The organism is Pararobbsia alpina (genome assembly GCF_902859895.1).
In the GTDB taxonomy this organism is placed as follows: domain Bacteria; phylum Pseudomonadota; class Gammaproteobacteria; order Burkholderiales; family Burkholderiaceae; genus Pararobbsia; species Pararobbsia alpina.
This window is the reverse complement of sequence record NZ_CADIKM010000005.1, coordinates 242,218-261,824: the sequence shown is the minus strand read 5'-3', so window position 1 is coordinate 261,824 and position 19,607 is coordinate 242,218. Positions and strand designations below refer to the sequence as shown.

At 62.8% G+C, this 19,607-nt stretch carries 10 protein-coding genes; 1 reads left to right on the top strand and 9 read right to left on the bottom strand.

Annotated elements, in window-relative coordinates:
• Positions 1-7 precede the first annotated feature (7 nt).
• A complete protein-coding gene (locus HV670_RS08425; RefSeq protein WP_175104295.1) occupies positions 8-1,861 on the bottom strand; it encodes an extracellular solute-binding protein in 1,854 nt (617 codons plus the stop codon).
• A gap of 107 nt (positions 1,862-1,968) precedes the next feature.
• Between HV670_RS08425 and fabI the strand changes: the two genes are divergently transcribed.
• Positions 1,969-2,751 carry an enoyl-ACP reductase FabI gene (fabI, locus tag HV670_RS08420; protein WP_175104294.1) on the top strand — a complete coding sequence of 261 codons (783 nt, stop codon included), beginning with the start codon at positions 1,969-1,971 and terminating at the stop codon, positions 2,749-2,751.
• 280 nt (positions 2,752-3,031) lie between these two features.
• On the opposite strand, the gene HV670_RS08415 is transcribed toward fabI, so the two are convergent.
• The 8 genes from HV670_RS08415 to HV670_RS08380 all read right to left on the bottom strand — a co-directional run bounded on the left by HV670_RS08415 (position 3,032) and on the right by HV670_RS08380 (position 19,263).
• A complete protein-coding gene (locus HV670_RS08415; protein WP_175104293.1) occupies positions 3,032-3,745 on the bottom strand; it encodes a CdiA C-terminal domain-containing protein in 714 nt (237 codons plus the stop codon).
• Positions 3,733-11,427 carry a hemagglutinin repeat-containing protein gene (locus tag HV670_RS08410; protein WP_175104292.1) on the bottom strand — a complete coding sequence of 2,565 codons (7,695 nt, stop codon included), beginning with the start codon at positions 11,425-11,427 and terminating at the stop codon, positions 3,733-3,735. The genes HV670_RS08415 and HV670_RS08410 overlap by 13 nt, the downstream gene beginning before the upstream one ends.
• A 309-nt stretch (positions 11,428-11,736) precedes the next feature.
• Complete coding sequence (gene epsC / locus HV670_RS08405) at positions 11,737-12,654, bottom strand: serine O-acetyltransferase EpsC (protein ID WP_175104291.1); 918 nt, start codon at positions 12,652-12,654, stop codon at positions 11,737-11,739.
• 191 nt (positions 12,655-12,845) lie between these two features.
• Positions 12,846-13,826: a nucleoside hydrolase gene (locus HV670_RS08400; RefSeq protein ID WP_175104290.1), complete on the bottom strand. Its 981-nt coding sequence runs from the start codon at positions 13,824-13,826 to the stop codon at positions 12,846-12,848.
• Positions 13,827-13,831: 5 nt separating this feature from the next.
• A complete protein-coding gene (locus tag HV670_RS08395) occupies positions 13,832-15,106 on the bottom strand; it encodes a NupC/NupG family nucleoside CNT transporter (protein WP_246257167.1) in 1,275 nt (424 codons plus the stop codon).
• 324 nt (positions 15,107-15,430) lie between these two features.
• A complete protein-coding gene (locus tag HV670_RS08390; RefSeq protein WP_175104332.1) occupies positions 15,431-16,987 on the bottom strand; it encodes a tannase/feruloyl esterase family alpha/beta hydrolase in 1,557 nt (518 codons plus the stop codon).
• Positions 16,988-17,267: 280 nt separating this feature from the next.
• Positions 17,268-18,413, bottom strand: coding sequence for an OpgC domain-containing protein (locus tag HV670_RS08385; protein ID WP_175104288.1), 1,146 nt, complete (start codon positions 18,411-18,413; stop codon positions 17,268-17,270).
• 520 nt (positions 18,414-18,933) lie between these two features.
• Positions 18,934-19,263: a DUF4148 domain-containing protein gene (locus tag HV670_RS08380; RefSeq protein WP_246257148.1), complete on the bottom strand. Its 330-nt coding sequence runs from the start codon at positions 19,261-19,263 to the stop codon at positions 18,934-18,936.
• Between the last annotated feature and the right edge of the window lie 344 nt (positions 19,264-19,607).

Below are 19,607 nucleotides of genomic sequence, written 5' to 3'. Positions count from 1 at the left end.
GCTCCGTTTATTTGACCGACGCGGTCGATTGTCCGGCCGCGTCCCACCACGATGACACGATCCAGCTCTCGGCCTGGTAGTACAGCGGCGGCGAGGCGGGATGCCCGAGCGTGCGCCGGTAGGCAACGTTAAACTTCGACGAGTACCAGTGCGGCACGATATAGCAGCCACCGATCAGCACGCGGTCGAGCGCATGCGTGGCGGTTTCCAGGTCCTTGAGCGTATGCGCCGAGGCGACCGCGTCGGTGAGCACGTCGACGGCGTGCGACTTGAGGCCGAGCACGTTGTCCGAGCCCGGCGTATCGGCGGCTTTGCTACCCCACCGGCCGATCTCCTCGGTGCCCGGCACCTGGACCGCCGGCATCACGAGCGTCGTCATGTCGAAATTGAAGTTGTCGATGCGCTGCTGGTACAAGGCCGAGTCCGTCGAGCGGAACGTCAGCGTGATGCCGAGCTTCTGCAGATTGCGCTGGTAGACGGACGCGACCTGCTGCATCAGGGCCGAACCGGTATCGAGCAGCTCGAAGCGAAACGGCTCGCCGGCCGCGTTGCGCAGCGCGCCGTCACGATAGGTCCAGCCCGCCTGCGCAAGCAACTCGCGCGCCTGGCGCAGGTTGTCGCGCAGCGAATGCGGGGGCGTCGTGACCGACTGCAACTGGACGGGGCCGAAGATCGACGGATCGAGTTCCTTGCGTAGCGGCTTGAGCAGCTTGAGCTCCTCGGGCGACGGCGAGCCGGTGGCCTGGAAATCGGTGTTCATGAAATAACTTTGGAGCCGCTCGTAGTTCTTGTAGAACAGCATCCGGTTCGCCCATTCGAAGTCGAACGCCAGGTTCAGGGCGCGGCGCACGCGCAGGTCCAGGAACAGCGGCCGGCGCAGGTTCATATAAAACGCCTGGACGTTCGCGCCGTTGTGGTTGGGAAAAGCCTGTTTGATGATTTCGCCGTCGTCGAAACGCTCGCCCGTGTACGAACGGACCCAGTTGCGCGCACGGTTCTCGGACACCGCATCGAACTCGCCGGCCTTGAACGCCTCGAGCCGGGCAACGTCGTCGTTATAGAGCTTGAGCACGATCCGGTCGAAGTTGTACATGCCGCGCCGGGTCGGCAGGTCCTTGCCCCAGTAGTGGGGATCGCGCTTGTAGCTGATGTCGCGGCCCGGGCTGTACTGGTCGATCAGATAGGGGCCGGTCGTGATCGGCTGCTCGAACGCGAGCTGGTCGAACTCAACGCGCGAGCCGTCGGGCCGTTGCCCCCACTTCGGCGAGAAGATCGGCAGGCCGCCCGCGATATAGGGCAGGTCGCCGTTGCGGCGGCTGAACGTGAATCGCACGGTCGAGTCGTCGAGCACGTCGAGCTTGACGATGTCCTGGAAAGCAACCTTGAACGCGGGACTACCATGCTTGCCGGTCAGCGTGTCGTATGAATACTTGACATCGGTCGCCCTGAGCTTGTCGCCATTGGAGAAACGCGCGGCTGGATTGAGATGGAAGGTCACCGACAGCCCGTCGGGCGCGATTCGGATATCGTCGGCGAGCAGGCCGTAGGCGCTGTTGGGCTCGTCGCTGCTGTTGGTGATCAGCGTCTCGAACATGAGTTCGCCGATGCGCGGCGCGGCCACGCCGCGCAGACTCAAGGGGTTGAACTTGTCGAAGCTCGCGCCGTTGTTCGCAAGCATGAGCGTGCCGCCCTTGGGCGCGTCGGGGTTCACATAGTCGAAATGCGTGAAGCCGTCGGGATACTTGGGCGTGCCGTACTGCGCGATCGACGCGGCGGCACGGGCAATGGGCAGCCCGGCCATGGCGTAGAGCAGGCACGCGAGGGCCACGGAGGGAACGATGCGACGCAAGCCAGCAGCCATGGAGACCTGGGAGAGACCGGTTGGGACGGATTCGAACGGGTGATGTGCGAGAATTCTACCTTTACCGATACTCGCAAATACAAGCGAACTACCAAAACGGAGCACAAATGGGTTTTCTCGCTGGCAAAAGAATTCTGTTGACCGGTGTCCTGTCGAACCGCTCGATCGCATATGGGATTGCCCAGGTATGCAAGCGCGAAGGTGCCGAACTGGCCTTCACCTACGTCGGGGAGCGCTTCAAGGACCGCGTGACGGAATTTGCGACGGAGTTCGGCAGCGATATCGTCCTGCCGTGCGATGTGGCCGAGGATGCTCAGATCGAAGGGGTGATGACCTCCTTGCGCGAACGCTGGGATACGCTCGACGGGCTCGTCCATTCGATCGGTTTTGCACCGCGCGAGGCCATTGCCGGGGATTTTCTCGAGGGGCTGTCGCGTGAGTCCTTCCGGGTCGCGCACGATATCTCGGCCTACAGTTTCGCTGCGTTGGCCAAGGCTGCGTTGCCGATGCTCTCGGACAAAGCGGCGCTGCTGACGCTGACTTACCTGGGTGCCGAGCGTGCGCTGCCGAACTACAACACGATGGGTTTGGCCAAGGCATCACTCGAAGCGAGTGTGCGGTATCTGGCGACTTCGCTGGGACCGAAGGGCATCCGCGTGAACGCGGTATCGGCAGGTCCGATCAAGACGCTAGCTGCGAGCGGCATCAAGGGCTTCGGCAAGATCCTCGACTTCGTCGAGCACAATGCACCGCTGCGCCGGAACGTGACCATCGAGGATGTCGGCAATGTCAGCGCCTTTCTGTTGTCGGACCTTGCGGCGGGCGTGACAGGGGAAATTACCTATGTCGATGCGGGGTTCAATACGGTGGTGGGGGGGATGGACGAGTAAGCGGCAAGGTTTCGGCAGGGGCGCTCCGGCGCCTTGGTCGGCAATGGCAAGCTGCCCTCGGGCGGCTCGCCATTGCCGTAGTTACTCGGGTCTGTAACCCTGAGGATCGTTCCTGAAACCGTTCCAATACACCCACAGCCATCCACAGTCCGGACACTTGAGCACATGTGTCATCGCGCGATAAAGTTCGTCGACATCCACTTGCCCGTGATGTTTGTCAAAGGCTGTATCAGACATCATCAGCCACTCGTCTGAGCAGGGGATGTCTCCATAGCAGATCCTATGGCCGCATTCGCATTTGATGCTCGGCATCTTGTTTTCCTATGATTTTGATATCTTGAATGTTGGTCGCACCGGTGCCGCGTACTCGCTGAAGAAGGTTTCCGAGCTGCTCCCGGGTCACCGACGTTTCGCTCAGATCGAGCACAATTCCTTGTGCCTGCGAATTCTTGTCGGCAATCGCCCCAACGATCCGATGGACGCTGGCCGTTTGCGGCGTATAGACGTCGTAAGGCACACCATTGACGAGCAAATCAGAGGTCTTGCCCTCGATCCTCCTGCCCACCGGCGAGCGCAAAACCACTCGGTACCCCTGGGAAGCCAAATGTCGTGCCATCGATCTCTCGTGAGGGGAAAATTTCCCAGCGGTGATGGTAAGGTTGCCAGCGCTCGTGCTCGTGTCTGCATGCTGGATTGCCGGCGCGCCCACGGCTTGATTGACACGAGGCAGGCCAATGGCGGTTCGTCCGAGGGTCGATCCGAGATTCGCCGCCCCGTAAGCCATCGCGGCCCCGTTTGGACTCATCCCCAAGCCTCGCAGCATCTGTTCGCCGTACGTCGGCATCTGCTCGCCATGGATGAGCTGCTGGAACCCCGCCTTCGAATAGTCGAGGCTCGTGGTGGCCACCGTGGCGGCGAACCCGCAGACTACGATCGTGCTGCAACCCGCGCCGAGCGCGGCGGCGGCGCCAGCGGCTCCGGTCACCCCGTCCACGCCCCCACCGTCCGGTTCGATACCTGGTAACGGTCCATTGCGTCGCCAAACGAGTCGAGCCCGCTGTATCCTTCGAACGCGCCCGCTGCCCTGATCTCGTCCTGCTCGGAGGTGTATCGACTGCCCCGGCTCTCCGAATCGACCAGCGCCTGCCGGTTCGGATCGTGGTCGGGGACGCCGGCCGAGCAGTGAACGAGCGCACACGCGGCATCCATCAAGCGTTGCTGGTCCTCCGCACCCCGGCCTCGCTTGAGCACCGCCAGCTTCTCTGATTCACTGCTGTGTAACTGCCGGTTGTACAGATCGGCGTTTAGCGCACCATTCGCGCCGCTCACTGCACCGGAGGATTCCCCGAAAAATGCCCCGGTCGCAGCTCCAACTGCGCCGGCCGCTGCATTTTTCAGTAGCGCTGCACCGGGCAGGTCTTGAATGGCTTCGCTTGCAGCGTCGCTAACGAGGTCGCCGGCAAGGGTTCCACCCGCAGCGCCGAGAAGGCTGCCGTTGCCGGTCGCCGCATCCAGCGCGGCAGTCACTGCATGTGACGCGACTCGGGCGATGCCGCCCTCTTCCCAGAGTGCCAGTTGCCGATCAGCAGAGGCAACTTCGGCCCGCGCCTTTGCCATGGCGCCCGCATCGCCCACCGCATGAGCCCTTTCATAAGCGCGTTCGGCCCGCCCCTTTGCCTTCCCCGCACGGTTTGCCAACGCGGTTCCGGTGTCCCCCACCACCTGCATGCCGAGTTGACCCGAGCGTTGCTGGGCGGCAAGATCATCGGAAACTTCGCGCGCATCGAAAGTGTCTCGCACTGAACCGTTGGCCCGCGAAGCATTGCGACTCAGGCCCGCTGTGCTGTTCTGATCGGTACCGATATCCCCGCGAACGTCGATCGACCCCGGGCTCACTGCCGCGTCAGTCGTCCCGCTCGCGTCCGAGGTCGTGCCGGCTGCGCCGAAGCCGCCTGGACCGAACCCCGACAAATCGGGCGGCCCGAGCGCGGTGCCGACCTTGCGCGGCCGTGAAGCGAAACTCACGCCGTCGGACCTGCTCTTGCCGGCATGGCCGCTTGCACGGAAATCCAGTGTCGAGCCCGTGTGGCGAGCCACGTTCTGCAAGTTCGAATAGCCAAACGTTCCGGTCGACAACGAATTCCCGCCCGGCTCCGCCGTACTGGCCAAGACGCCACCGTCCAACTGGGTATGGCTGCCGACCTCGACCGTATAGCCGCCCTCACCCGCGCGAATGCCACTCTGTCGGCCCACCGAGCTGAAGTTGTTCCGGAGCATTTGCACAGTCGCCTGTGCTGAGCCCTCGACCGTTTGCCCATGGCAGAACGGCGGCATGCACAAACTCGCCTGAAAGCCGGCACTCGACTGTGCGCTCCTGAACGTGCTCGTATTCTGGGGACTCGCAATCGCCAGATCGCGGCGGACATCCACGTGGACCGTATCAGCTGATGCTTCCACACCGAGCATGCTCATGTCGCGGCCGCTGCTCATGAACAGCGAGTCGATTGCGCTGATTTGTGTATCACGGTGGATGACACGGCTGCCATCGCCACGACCGCTCGATCCGCCTGCCCCCAGTTCGAGCGTGAAGCCGTTCTGTGCGCCTCCGATCGCGGCGCCCACGCCGATGCTGGCGTGGCTGCTGCTGTTCGTGGCGACGTGTTGCGTGGTGTCTTGCGCACTCTGCAAAGCGATATCGCGGGCAGCACGCAGCGAAACCTCGCGTGCATTGATCCGCGTACCGCTTACACGAATATCTCCATCATCGTCTGCCGCACCCCTCGCGACAATCGACGCCCTGCCCCCTGCGCTCAGCGTGCTGCCATCGTTTGTCGTCACGGCACGCCGTGATTCCACGTGACTGCTGCCACCCCCCATGCTGACCGTCGCCTTGAGCGCCACCGGTGACTTCGCTTGCGACGCCACGTTGCCGCCCGCGCTTTCGATCGCTGAACCGGCGACTTGCGCGGCGCGGTAGCTGGACCTCACGGCGCGCATTTTGTCGAGCGCGGCCAGCCGCGAATCGTCGCTACGGTTCGTCTCAATCAGACTCTGGTTGACCGTCTCCAGTGCATTGCCCACGACACCGCCAAGCGCAGCCGCCACGCCATACTGACTCGTCTTCCGGCTGACGACACCGCGCACGGTATCGATGGCCGGGTCGATCGTGATGCTTCGCGCTTGAATATCGATATGGCCGCTTGCATCGGCAACGTCGTCCGCGGACCTGCCCGCGACGATGTCGCTGCCACCGATGTGAACATGGCCGTCGGACTTGATCGAGACGTTCCCCTGCACGCTGCCCACCGTGCTGCGAGACCGGCTTTCGAAAACCGCATGCTCGCTGCCGGCGTCCTGCTGCTTGCTCACGCCGATCGAGAAACCCAGTCCACCCGTTCCCCAGGCGCCCGAACGCTTGACCTCGTGCCGTTGTGCACTTTGCGCGGTGTCCTGTGCCGCGACAACCTCCACGTTGCCTTCGGCGGTCATCGCGACATCGTTCATGCCCGCCACGTTGCTGCCCTCGATCGCCAGATCGTCGCCCGCGCGAATACCGACAGCATCGCCGCTGACTGTGCTGCCGATGGCGAGATCGATGGTCCCATCGATGTGATCCGTCCGGCTTGTGCCGCTGACGAAACTGCCTCGCCTGTTCGACACGTCCATGTCGAAACGGTGCACCTCGCTTGCACTATCGAGCGTGACATCGCCGTGCGCAATGATGGCCGCCCCGCCCGGCGTTCCGCGATTCGTGCCGGCGGTGACCGACGAACCCGTCAGCGTGACATTGCCGCTGCCCAGTCCGCTCGTGCTACCCATATTTCCGGCATCGCCGATGCTCCTTCTACTGCCGGCGCTGCCCGCTGCAAGCGTCGCATTGCGCCCCGCGGAGAGCTGGGTGCCGATGGCCTGTTGGTCGTACGTGTGGCCGGTCTCCTGACGCGTCTCATCGTCGGCAGCGACATTGTCGAACCTCGTGTCGTTGAGCACGGCCGTCGCCACGAGATTGCCTCCCGCACCGATGTCCAGATCTTTGCCAGCGCTTATCCGAGCACCTTTGAATGTCGAGTCGTTGCCGCTGTGGATCGCCAGAGCGCCACCCGAGGCAATCAGACTCGACTGGTGGGTCGCCTTCCGTGCTTCCCAGTGGTGCCGGTCATTCCTCATAACGGACTGCGAGGTCGTGGACTCCACGGTATCCACGGTGAAGTCGCGGCCGGCCGTGAGTTGCATGTCACCGTCGCTGCGGCCGAGCCCCGCTGTGATCTCTCCACTGTGAACAGTCAGATCCCGACCCGCCGTCACGACCATATTGCCGGTCGACGCGATGGTCCCTCGTGCGCCGAGCACGGTTGCGCTTGCCCTGCTGCCATAGCCAGCGTCGCGACTGCCACCTTCACGGGCATCCGGGAAGGCTTCGTCAAAAGCACCCGGCGACGTACCTGCCACAAGTGCTTTCGTCGAACTGGACCCCAGGACCACCCTCCCCGAAGCATCAACCAGCGTCGTATTGACGATATCGCGTCCGGCAAGCACCGCGACCCGGTTGCCGGTGATTCGCCCCGACTCGTTGACCACATCGCGCGCGGCCGCGACGACTGTCGTGCTTCCCGTCCTGCCCTCGCGGTTTCCTCGGCTCCCCTTGCGGGCACGTTTCGCCGCACTCGAGCGGCCCCGGTCGCCCGAGACACCATGACCGGTGGCGTCACCATCGCCGATCGTGCCTGCCCGGTTCACGACATCCGTTGCCGTCACCACGGTGCGGGCACCGCCCTTGATCACACCACTATTGGCCACATTGCCGAGCGCATGCAACTCGACATCGTCGCCCGCGACCACGGCACCCTCCGGTCGTAGATCACCGGCATGCGCGCGCGTGAGATAGACGATCGGCGCGAGAACCTGAGTCATCCCCCCGTCGTGCAGTTTCACGCGCTGGATCACGAGCCACACGATATCGCTGCTCAGGGCATCCATTTGTGCGCTCGTCAACGCAATGCCCGGCTGAAGATCGAACTGCCGCGCCGCACGAACGCCGCTCGCCATCAGTGCTCGGTATTCGTCCTGTGCGTCCGCGTAGCCCGGCAAGTGCGCACGGCCCGTCAGCGCCGTGATCTGAAGGCGAATTTCCTGTTGCTCGACCAGCCCGTCGCCGAGACGCTTCTGAGCCGTCTGCGGGTTCAGCCCAAGCTGCTCCAGCATGTAGTCGCTGGAAATGAACTGCATATAGCTCGTCAGGCCGGGATCGGTGACGATCAGGTAGGGATGCTCGGGTGCAACGTGAATGTCATACAAACCGCTCGTCGGCAGCTTCAGATCGAGGATGCCGTTGGCGGCGATCGCCGACTGCCACAGACTCGCCCCGTCACGGACACCGTATCCCGTATCGCCCCTGCTTCCATCGTTCCCGTCACGCCCGCCAAGTTGTGCACCGGCCGTCCTGCCGGTCATGCCCGTAAGCGAGTCGACCGCCGCGACCTGGGTATTGCGGATGTCACGCGCATGGATATCGAGCGCCTCGTTCGCAACGATCGTGCCGCCGGTCCTGCCGATTGCCATGGGCGGCAACACAACAGGCGCCTGGGCCACGGGACCCGCGTCGCGGGTGATCTCCTTGTTCCATGCGTACCGCGACACGATGTCCTGTGTCTCATGGCGATACAGCGTCCGTCCCGTGTTGTTGACCGTCGTCGTGCCATGGGAACCGGTCGCGACCATGCTGCCCACCTGCCCGTCATACTTGCCGTCGCCTATCCAGATTGACTTGCCCGCCGCGATCGCGCCGTGGAGGTTGTCGACCGTGCCGACATTCGCGAGCGTGATATGCCCGCCCGCAACCACTTCCGCCGGCGGTTCGATGCCCACCGCGCGATCCTCTCGCGTTGTCGTGGTCGTATCGCGTGACATCTCGATGCGCTGGTAGCCGTTGTGCGCGTCGCTGCGAGTCGGGTACTCCGTGGCGGGATCGTAGTGGATGTTCGGATCGTAGCCATCCCAATAGCTGACGGTGATCGAGCCGTCGCCTTGTTCAGTCATCGCGTCGTAGTAGATCGACTCGGGGGTCTGCTGCCTGCCGTTCGCCCTGACCACGAGCAAGCGATCCACAGGATCTGAACCTTTCGATGCGGAGACGATCCGTGCCGCCTCGAAAGTGGCATTGCGTGGAACCTTGTAGCCGAAGTCCCACACTGCCTGCGAGCACGTCGAGTTTGAGACCGCATTTCCCGTCGCGCAGGCCATGTACTTGTCGCGTTTTCGCTGGTGCTTCGTAGCGACACCGGTCGTCACCGTTTCGACCACCGGGGCAGGCCGGGCATTGATCAGTGTATTGGCCGCGATTTCGAGATTGCCCCGCGCCTCGAGCGTCGATCGATCGTTGATGACTGTATTCGTACGGTTCGCAAGGTGCCCCTTCGCGACGGCATGATTCGACACAACCCCACTCACACCACGCTGACCGTCGGCGGCGATGTTGATATCACCCAAACTGAACACATTCGCCTGACCGGTGTTGGAGAACCGTTCGCTCGCGTACAGGTTCACCTTGTCCGCCCCGGCAATCACAGCCGACGCCCCTGTGTTGTCGATCACATCGGCGTTCAGCGTGACAGTGCGGCCAATGACGGTGGCGACATTGTTCAATGCCGCGCTGCGCGTGGCGACGGCTTCGCCCTCGAGCCTGCCTGCGTTCCTGATCATGCCTGTGGCATTGACGGCCGTCGACGCGGATTTCAGACTCGCACCGAACGGGTTGTCGACGTTCTTGGCATTGACAGTCAATGCGTTGACCGCGCCAAGCTGACCGCGATTCGCAAAATTGCCCAGCGTCGTGAGTGTCAGATCGTGATTCGCATGCAGTGTGTTGCGCGCGTCGTGGGTATAGTCGCTCGCGATTCGGAAGGTCGCGTCGCGCGCGGCTACGATCAAGCCCTCACCGGCCATCGACGTGACGCTCACATCGACGTCCCGATCGCTCTCGATGACGCCGTAGCCATTCGCGAACTGGCCTGTCGTGAGGATGATGTTTCCGCCTCCACCTGCATCGCTGGCCAGTCTGCCGCCTGTGTTGTCGAAGACGCTCGATACGATGCTCAAGTCCCCGTTGCCGCCGATCCGACCGCCTTGCGTGTTCGTTACCGCTCCAGCGGCGACGATCGACAGGGTGCCCTCTTCGGAATTCCGGATCGAGCCCGTGTCGTTAGCCACGTCGTATGCCGCTATCGCCAGGCCTTCGCTCGCCTCGAGTGCTCCGCCGCGATTGTCGAGCACGTGCTGCGCGTTCAAGGCCACACGCTCCGCGCCGACATAGCCTCCCTGGCTGTTGTCGAGCGAACGCGCTTCGACGTCCACCTGCCTTTGCGCACTCAGCATGCCTGCCTGGTTCGACAGGTCCGCCGCGCGAATGCCGAGCTCGCCGCTGCTGGCGATCGTGCCACCACGATTCGACAGGCTGTCGCTCGATATGCGCAGTGCGCCGGTGCCGGCGTGCACGATCCTTCCATCGTCGTTGACCAGCGTTCCGGACCTGAGGTGCGTATCGGTGCCGCCGGTTTGCAGCGTACCGTTCGAGTTGTCGAACAGCCCCGCGACAGCGATCGTCATTGGACCCGCTCCCGCCTGCGACAATGTGCCCGTCGATACCAGACTGCGGGCACCGACCTTCAAGGCGCCTTGCGCATCGAGCACTCCGCTGTTGTAGACGTCTCCGACAGCATCGACCGACAGGCCTCCTGCACTGGCGGTCGTACCGCTGTTGTAGACGCCGTCACCGCTCGCCAGCGCGAGATCGCCATTTGCATAGGTCTTGCCCGACAGGATCAATCGACCGTCGGCGGTCAGCTTCAAGTCCCCTTCCTGCGCAGCGAGCACGCCCCGGTTCGACACGCCGACGCCCGCTTCCGTGGCAACAAGCGCAATGCGACTCGCATAGATACCGCCCAGCCCGCTGACGTCGATTCGCACTTCGGAGGTCCGCTGCGAGTCCGTGGCGGGCGTCGCCGCCAACGTCTCATGATCGACCCGATTGAGCCCGGCAACCACGTTCAACGTCTTCCCATGGATCATTGCATCGGCCGAAACGCGGCGCGCGATCAGATCGAGCTGATCGACGTTCGACGTATTGAGCCCCGCGCCCTGCACCGCAAGCTCGCCGTGCCGCACATCGAAGCCGTCGAGACCGCCGCCGGGGCCGAATATTGGCGCCCCGGTCGTGAGGATCCCGCGCGTGGCATTGATAAAGCCCGCACCGTCCGCGACAATGCCGTTGCTATTGGCAACGACGACCTCGGCGGGATGGCCCGCCACTTCAAGATAGCCGCGCAACTGGCTCGGCAGTTCTCCACCGACCTCGTTGACGATGATCTTCGCCGACTGTCCGGGCTCGAGATTCGGGTTGCCGGTGATCATGCCAGCCTGCAAGGTCTGCACGATCGCAGATGAATTGTTCAGGACGACGCCGGGCTGCGGCACATCAATTTGAACATAGGCGTTGCGGGAAACGCCTGCGCCCGAGGGGGCCGTAATGTCGACCTGGGGAATACCGTTGCGGGTCTGCCCGACTGTCGGACCCTGAGCACCCGCGCCGGGATCGGCAACGATCTGTGCAGCGGCAACGATGGGACTCGTCACCAGAGTCATGCCGAACAACAAGCGCTGAGCAGCACCGTATGTCTTCATTCTCGCACCTCGCGACGCATCAATGACGCTAGGCAAGATATCGAACATGAGTCGATGACACTGCTACGCAATGCGCATTCGGTGTACTACACAACGATTTTTGCAAAATCGGATTCATCCGATTGCGGCCTGCTGGAAAATTGCTCAGGGGCAATTCGCACGCCATTCGGCTAGCGGAAATCGGCTAGCCGAAATGGAACAGGCCGCCCATGTCTCATGACATGGACGGCCTGCGTTTCACACTCCTTCATTCCACACTACATGCCGCTTCCTTTCACACCATCAGGAAGCGCACGTGGCGCACCGCAGTCAAGTCGACGTCGTCAGCGCCTGCGACAGATTGCTGCCCGGGGGCACGCTATGCGTGAGCCAGACGTTGCCGCCGATCGTCGAACCCTTGCCGATCGTGATCCGCCCGAGTATGGTCGCGCCGGCATAGATCACGACATCGTCCTCGACGATTGGATGGCGTGCAACGCCCTTGGTCAGGGTACCGTCCGCCTCCGATGGGAAACGCTTTGCGCCAAGCGTGACGGCCTGGTAGAGCCGCACGCCGTGACCGATGATCGCCGTCTCGCCGATCACCACGCCCGTGCCATGATCGATGAAGAAGCTACCGCCGATCGTCGCGGCCGGATGGATATCGATGCCCGTCGCCGAATGCGCGATGTCCGCTATCAGCCGAGGCAGCAAGGGCACGCCGAGCCGATAGAGCGCATGGGCGAGCCGATGATGGATCACCGCGAGGCAACCCGGGTAGCACAGCAGCACCTCGGAAATACTCGTCGCTGCCGGATCCCCCTGATAGGCGGCCTGGAGATCGCTGACAAGGACCGCGCGGATATCCGGCAGCACCTCGGCAAAGCGTTCGGTCAGCGCATGGGCCTTCGCGGGGAGCTCGGGGTCCTGCACCAGGTCCTCGTTCGCGCTGAACATCAGCGCGCGGCGCAGTTGCTCGCTCAACGCAGCGAGCGCGCCGGACAAGGTGTCGCCGACGTAAAAATCGATGTCGGTGTCGTGCAGGTCGGCTCGCCCGTAGTGGGTGGGAAACAGCACGGCCGCGAGCGCCTCGACGACCTGCTTGACGACCACCCGCGACGGCAGCTCGCGAACATGGCCGCGGTGCCGGATCTTGTGCATGCTCTCGCGCGACTCGCGCAACCGCGCGACGACGGATGCCAGGTTCTGGAAGGGGGCGGACGAGTCCGCGATTCGGTTCGTGTTCATGAGTTCGGGCCTGGTTCACAACTTGCAAGCCAGAGTATCGCCCAACATCGGCAAGAACGTTAAGTACCGAAGTCGGGCCCGGTTGTCAGGCGCGGTTGTCAGACCCGGTTGTCAGACCCGGTTGTCAGACCCGGTCGGCGGACCCGGTCGGCGGACCCGGCTGGCGGACCCGGCTGGCGAGCCCGGAGATCTCAGGCCCGGACGCCGGCGACCAGCGTCGCCCGGTAGAGCTCGAGTACGGCTGCGTAGTCGGCCGCGATGCACACTGACTGCGCCGGCCGGTTGTCCCACGCCTGCGCGGGCACTGGCATCGACAACGGCTTCTGGATGGTCTGTCCGATCGCGATCCCTTCGGTCAGCACACGCACGGGGCCACTGCGAAGCGTATAAAGGTCCGGCCGCACGAGGCAGGCGACGGCCGACGAGTCGTGCACATAGATCCCATCGAGACCTTCGCTCGACAAATGAAAACGGTGATAGACACGCGAGACATCCCAGACGAACTGCCCGTCGTCTCCCACCTCGTCGCGCAGGCTTGCCAGATAGGCGGCGCTCATGATGGTCCGCTGCGTGACATCGAGACCGACGAGCGTCAGCGGCCAAGGCGCGGCGAGCACCTGGTCCGCTGCATGCGGATCGTTGAAGATATTCGCTTCAGCCGCGGGCGACACATTGCCGAGGATGCCGTGGATGCCGAACGCGCCACCCATGATGATGACCCGCTTCACGAGTCGCGCGATGCCCGGATCTTCAGCGAGCGCGAGCGCAAGATTGGTCATCGGCCCGACCGCCAGCAGCGTGACCTCGCCCGGATGCGCGCGCACGGTATCGATGATGAAGCGATGCGCGGGTCGCGGGTCGAGCGTGGCGCCGAAGGTGCCCGCGTCGTCGGGAAGTTCGATATCGCCGACCCCGTTCCCGCCGTGAATCATGGGAAGCGGACCCGGTGCCGTGCGTTGCAGCGGCGCGGCGGCGCCACGCGCCACTGGCACATGAGGCGCGAAACGCCCGGCGAGATAGAGCGCATTGCGCGTCGTATCCTCGATCGTCGCATTACCGAACACGCTCGTGATGCCGAGCAGTTCGATCTCCGGGTGGCGCACTTGGAACAGCAGCGCCATGGCGTCGTCGACGCCGGGGTCCGTATCGTAGATAACCTTGTGCATATTCAAGCCATTCAGAACGTAAGGAACAAGCCGGCGATTGTCGCGCTCATGAGGTTCGACAAGGTGGCCGCGATCACGACCCGCACACCATAGCGCGCGACTTCGGCTCGACGTTCGGGCGCGACCGCGCTGAACGCACCGGTCAGCACCGCAATCGACGCGAAGTTCGCAAATCCGCACAGCGCGAACGACACGATCGCGATGGTCTTGGGGTCAAGCACCTGAAGGCCCGCTGCGGCCACGGCCGCCGAATCCTTGAGATACGGGGCGAGTCCGACATAGGCGACGAACTCGTTGAGAATCATCTTCTGGCCGATGAAGTTGCCCGCGATCGCCGCGTCCTGCCAGGGCACGCCGAGCATATACGCGAGCGGCGAGAACACGAGGCCGAGAATCGACTGCAACGAAACGTCGGGATGACCGAACCACCCGCCGACACCACCGACAATCCCGTTGATCAGCGCGATCAGGCCGATGAAAGCAATCAACATCGCGCCAACCATCACGGCGATCTTGAGCCCGAGCGTCGCACCCGAACCCGCGGCTTCGATCACATTGGCCGGTCGCTTTTCATCGAAGCTCAGTGTGCCGTCAATCTCGACATGACTCGCAGCGGCCGTCGGGCAGACGATCTTGGCGAACAGCAGCCCCCCGGGCACGGCCATGAATGACGCGGCCAGCAGGTATTCCATCTTGACGCCGAGGCCCGCATAGCCCGCGAGCACCGAGCCCGCGATCGCCGCCATCCCGCTCGTCATCACGGCGAACAGCTCGGGCCCGCTCATCTTGTTGACGAAGGGCTTGACCAGCGCGGGCAACTCGTTCTGGCCGAGGAAAATCGTGGTGACCGCCGAGAACGACTCGAGCTTGCTCACACCGATGATCCTCTGGAAGATCGTGCCGAAGATCGCCACAAACCAGCGCATCACACCGAGGTAGTACAGCACCGAGATCAGCGCGGTCACGAACACGATCATCGGCAGCACGCGCACGGCGAACACGAAGCCGCCGCCACCGAAAAGTTCGAACATCTTCGCGCTGTCGAGGCCGCCGAACAGGAACGACACCCCTTCGTTGCCGTATTCGAGCACATGGTTGACCCCGTTCGCCGAGGCGGCCAGCACCGCCTTGCCCGCGGGCACGAAAAGGATGAGCGCGCCGATCGCGATCTGCGTGAGCAGCGCCGAGGCGACTGTCCGCAGACGGATATTGCGACGATCGGTCGAGATGAGAAAGGCGATAAACAGCAACAGCAGCATGCCCAGCAGGCTACGGACAATGATCAGCATTTCAACGGCACCCGGATTCTTATTGGTTATGTTAGTGGGCCGACTACCCGTCACCGCGATCGGCGACGGGCGGCAGACGGCCCATGCGCCGAATCCTGACCGAGCGAAAAGAATCCTGCAATGGGGGTGGAGCCTAGGTGCGACGCGATGCGGAATGTGACATCGAGGCGGAGCGCGATGCATTCATTACACAATGCTTACGCAACAAGACACTTGCACCGTATCGCAGTGCGTCCAGTCGAGCCGCTCATTCAGGGCATCCGTGGTGGCCTCGCGTGGACAAACTGCTCGAGCGGGCCGTTCAATCTCCCCCAGCGAGGCTTACAGTGTCGAACACTCGAAGCTCGCGGCAACGTTCACATCGCCCTTCCCACGGTACCTCGGGAACGCGGGATAGACGCATAACGGTCTCGAGCGGCCGTTCGTCGCGGGCGCGATGTCGATCGCCACCAGCGCTCCCGGGGCGGCACCCTGCGAGACCCATGCGTCGAGCGCATTGAGCGCGTCCCAGGAAGGAATGAAGACACCATTGCCGTGCTGATAACCTGGAACCATATAGAGCCGCATGAAGGAATCGACCGTGGCCTGCCCGTAGCGGCTCACGAGCGTCCGGTAGAACGCGATCGTCTGGTTTGGGCTGACAACCTCGTCCGCCAGGCCTTGGAGCGTGATCAGCTTGCCCCCGCGAGCAATGAATGTCGAGACATCCGGGTTCATCGCCCCAACCGTCGACGACAAGTCAATCAGGCGCTGACGATAGCGGCCCGGCTCAGACGGATCGAAATCGATACCCGAGGCCATCTTGTCGCGCGCGACAAAATACTTGAAATACGCATCCCCCTGCGTGAACAGGTAGCCGTTCGCGGCGAACGTCGGCGGCGAACTCGGCAGCGGCGACGCACCGAGCCCGAGCATGCCCGACAGGTCCGCGCCCTCGAACACGTTATAGCCCGGATATTGCATGACCCCGTAGGCAAGCGGATAAGGCAGCGACAGACCGTCGCGCAGCGATTTCATCGTCGCAATCTGCGCGTCGCTGAGACAGCGCGCCTGAGGTGCCGTGCCGGGCGATTTCGCCGAGGCAGCGGCCCAACGCGTACCGCTGGATAGAGGGATGTCGGGCACGGAGGCGTCGTTGCCTTGATGGGTGTCGCTAGCTGATACGTCCGGGCCACACCTCAGCGAGGCAATCGTCTGTGCCTCGCGCGCCCGGCAGGCTTCGACATTGCTGACGATGCCGTCTTTCGCACCATCGAGCGCATCGCACTCGGCGAGCACGCGAGCATGCACAAGCTTCTGTTTGTCCGGAGGCAGGAAGCCGTCCGACTTCCGATAGATCCTGCGGCCGATTTCGAGGCCGTTCAGACGCACCCCCGAAAAATTGATCGCCGGCGCATTCGCTATCACCCCGTCGTAGTCGCCGGGAAATCGTTCGATCGCCGTATATCCCTCGCGCCCGCCCGTCGAGCCCCCCACGAAATACGTCTTGAGCGGCCCCCGGCCATAGCCGAGCCGGATCAGCGCGAGTGCGACATCATGCGTCTTCTTGATATGCTCGAAGCCGAAATTGGCGACCGCCTCGTCACTGAGCGCAAAATCCGCGCGCGCTGCATTGCCCACATGCCCCGAGTCCGAGCCGAACGTCGCATAGCCCTCCGCGAGGGGCGCCCTGCCCGCTGCATAATTCACGCCCCCCGTACCCCGCTGAACCTCGCCGTTATACCCGCCACCGCCCATCTGCAGCGCACGGCCATTCCAGTGGCTGGGAAGATTGACCTCAAAGCGGATATCGGGCGTATCGGTACGCACCGCGCGGATCGCCCCCGTGATCCGGCAATACTCCCCATCGTTGTTGCCACGCGCGGTCGTCGAGATCATCGTCGCATCCTCGATCAGCGCACCCCGAGTCGGCAAACCGATATCGCCCGGTGGCAGCGAGCGGCCCTCGAACGCTTCGCATTGGGCGAGTACGGGTCCGCTCGGAACAGAGCGGCAACCCGGCAGCAGAGCGGCACACGGGACAAAGGCCCACGACAAGTACGTGAGGACAGAAAGCAGTGGCCGTTGGAATCGTCTGGAGTGGATCATGCGTGCGGACAACTATACGCAATTGACGCGAACCAGCTTCGCGCCCCACTCTAGTGAGCAAAACCCGGGCCTAGTTCCGCGTCATCCGCACAAACTGCATACGCACGAACTCCCGCGCCTGAACTGTCATGCGCTCAGTCTTCGCCCGCGCATCGAGCCGCTGCCAAAGCGTCGCGATCCCGATCAGCGCCACGATGGTCGCCCCGTCGCCCGCGAGCGACACCATCAGCCCGCGCGCACCGTGGATTTGCCCGTGGAAAGTCAGCGTATCGACGGCGAGCGACACCACCGTTCCCGCGACAAAACACACGAGACCCGTGCGGCCGACCGTCACGATGCTCGGCAGACGCTGTGCCAGCCAGCGGACCGCCCCGACTCGCACCGCCTGCGCGCCCAGCCACGCAATCGCGATGAAACTCACGACCCGGACTATCGAAAGATTCTCCTTCATCTCACCCGGCAAGGGATTGACAAAGAAGAACAACTTCGCAAGCGCCATCGCGAGTGCGACCGCCACCGCGAGATGCGTAAGCTTGCGCCCGAGCGTGGAAACCTGAAACGCCTCCGTCACCGGATGCAAGCGGCAGAGTGCGCCGAGCACGAACATCAGCTGCCATGCAAACGGATTGAAAGCCCAGTCCCCCGCATGCGCGACCGGCACCAGCGGCGCGAGCCAGGGCGCAAGCACCCACACCAGCGCACTGCCCGCCAGCGCAATCGCCGGCATACGCGTCGAAAATGGAATGAGAGAAGGCACACAGAGCGCAAACACCACATACATCGGCAACACACTCGACAGATACGGCTGATGTCGGAACAGCGCGATACCGACCAGCTCGTGGAACGGACTCTGTACGAACTGATGCCAGTCCACCATATCCAGCATCGCCTTGTTCGTGTTGAGCAAGGCCAGCATGCCCCCGGCCAGCAGCATCAGCAGGGCCGTAAAGAGATAGGCCCGGTAGATCTCCAGACTCCGGCGCAGAAAACGGCGCGTCGCCCCCGAAGGTCCCCCACGCGCAAGCACCGCCGTATAGGCCGCGGCCGACGCATAGCCGCCGAGAAAGACGAACACCTCCGCCGAATCGCAGAACGCGTACGAATGGAGCATGAGCCGCGAGAGAACGCTACCCGTAGTGTGATCGAGTGCAATAACTATCAGCACCAGACCGCGGAGAAAGTCGACATCGATCGAACGCCCGGCGGGTAAGTTCATACGGAAGGCCTGAAAAACGAGTGACGAAAAATAGGGATACTGAATGAATGGAGCCTCGCCGATCCCGAAGATTCCCGTGCCGCGTCGAACTTGCACGCTTCGAGTGTTTCCCGCGATTACAACCGAGTCCTGAAGAAAAAGGCGAAATAAGCACGCCACTACCGCTGTGCCGACGACCCGTTCAGCCAGGGTCAAAGCTTAAACCGGACAATATAAAAAAGTGAAACATCCCTTGCTGATTTTGTTTCCGGCGCGTGCCCCCACAGTCGCGACGCGACTGCAATCCAGAAAAGCAAGGAGATTTCATGGCAAGCACGACCCCCAACCTCGCATCCGCCGGCAAGACCACGGCGGGTACCGATTCCCAGGAACGGGAAGAAAAGGGCCACGAGCACTGAATGGGGCTTGGAGAGTGGCCCGAGTGGGGCCGATTGTCCGCAGCGTGTTCCGCAGAGGGTGACATGCGCCGCCTCGCGGCGGCGTCATGTTACCGACTTTGGAATCGGGCTGGCGGCTTTGATCAATGATGAGCGTACACCGTCTTTTTGAGGTAGGCGAGTTCCCCGTCGTTTTGTGCCTTGACGAGTTCCTGACGCACTTCCGCGCGGGTTTTCGGGGCCATCGTTCCATCGTAGGACGGGGTGTCGGCCTGTGCGAGCGCTGTGACACCCGCGTCACCAGAGACGTCCGATGAAGGAGCGTTCTGCGCGAACGCTGCGCTGGTCGAGAGCAAACCCACGGCTAATACAATTGCGGAGATCTTCATGATGTACACCTCAATAAATGGCAGAAAGAATTCATTACTGTTTAGTGGAACGAATAGACCGGGCGGCAGCAGAAAATGGATCAATGCGTGTCCGGGTCGATTTGAGAATACCGAGCCGGCCCTATCAAAACGGGAGCAGGAGAGTGAAAAATTCTTTACAGACAGGCGCAAATCACGGCGCGCCCTTTACCCGTGGGCGATGCGGCATTGGCTTAAATCAATCTTCATGATCTTGAAACCTTTTTCATCGACGTCGCCCGATATCCTGCGCAGACATTTGGATCGAATTGCCGTGCGATGCATGGACGCAAAGCCGCAATCGGCATGGGTGGTCTTACACAAAGTCCTGCCAATAGCGCTCTATCGCACCAACGGAATCCGATCTCGAACCTAGTCCACGAAGTCACGGCGATCCATGCGCCGGCGGT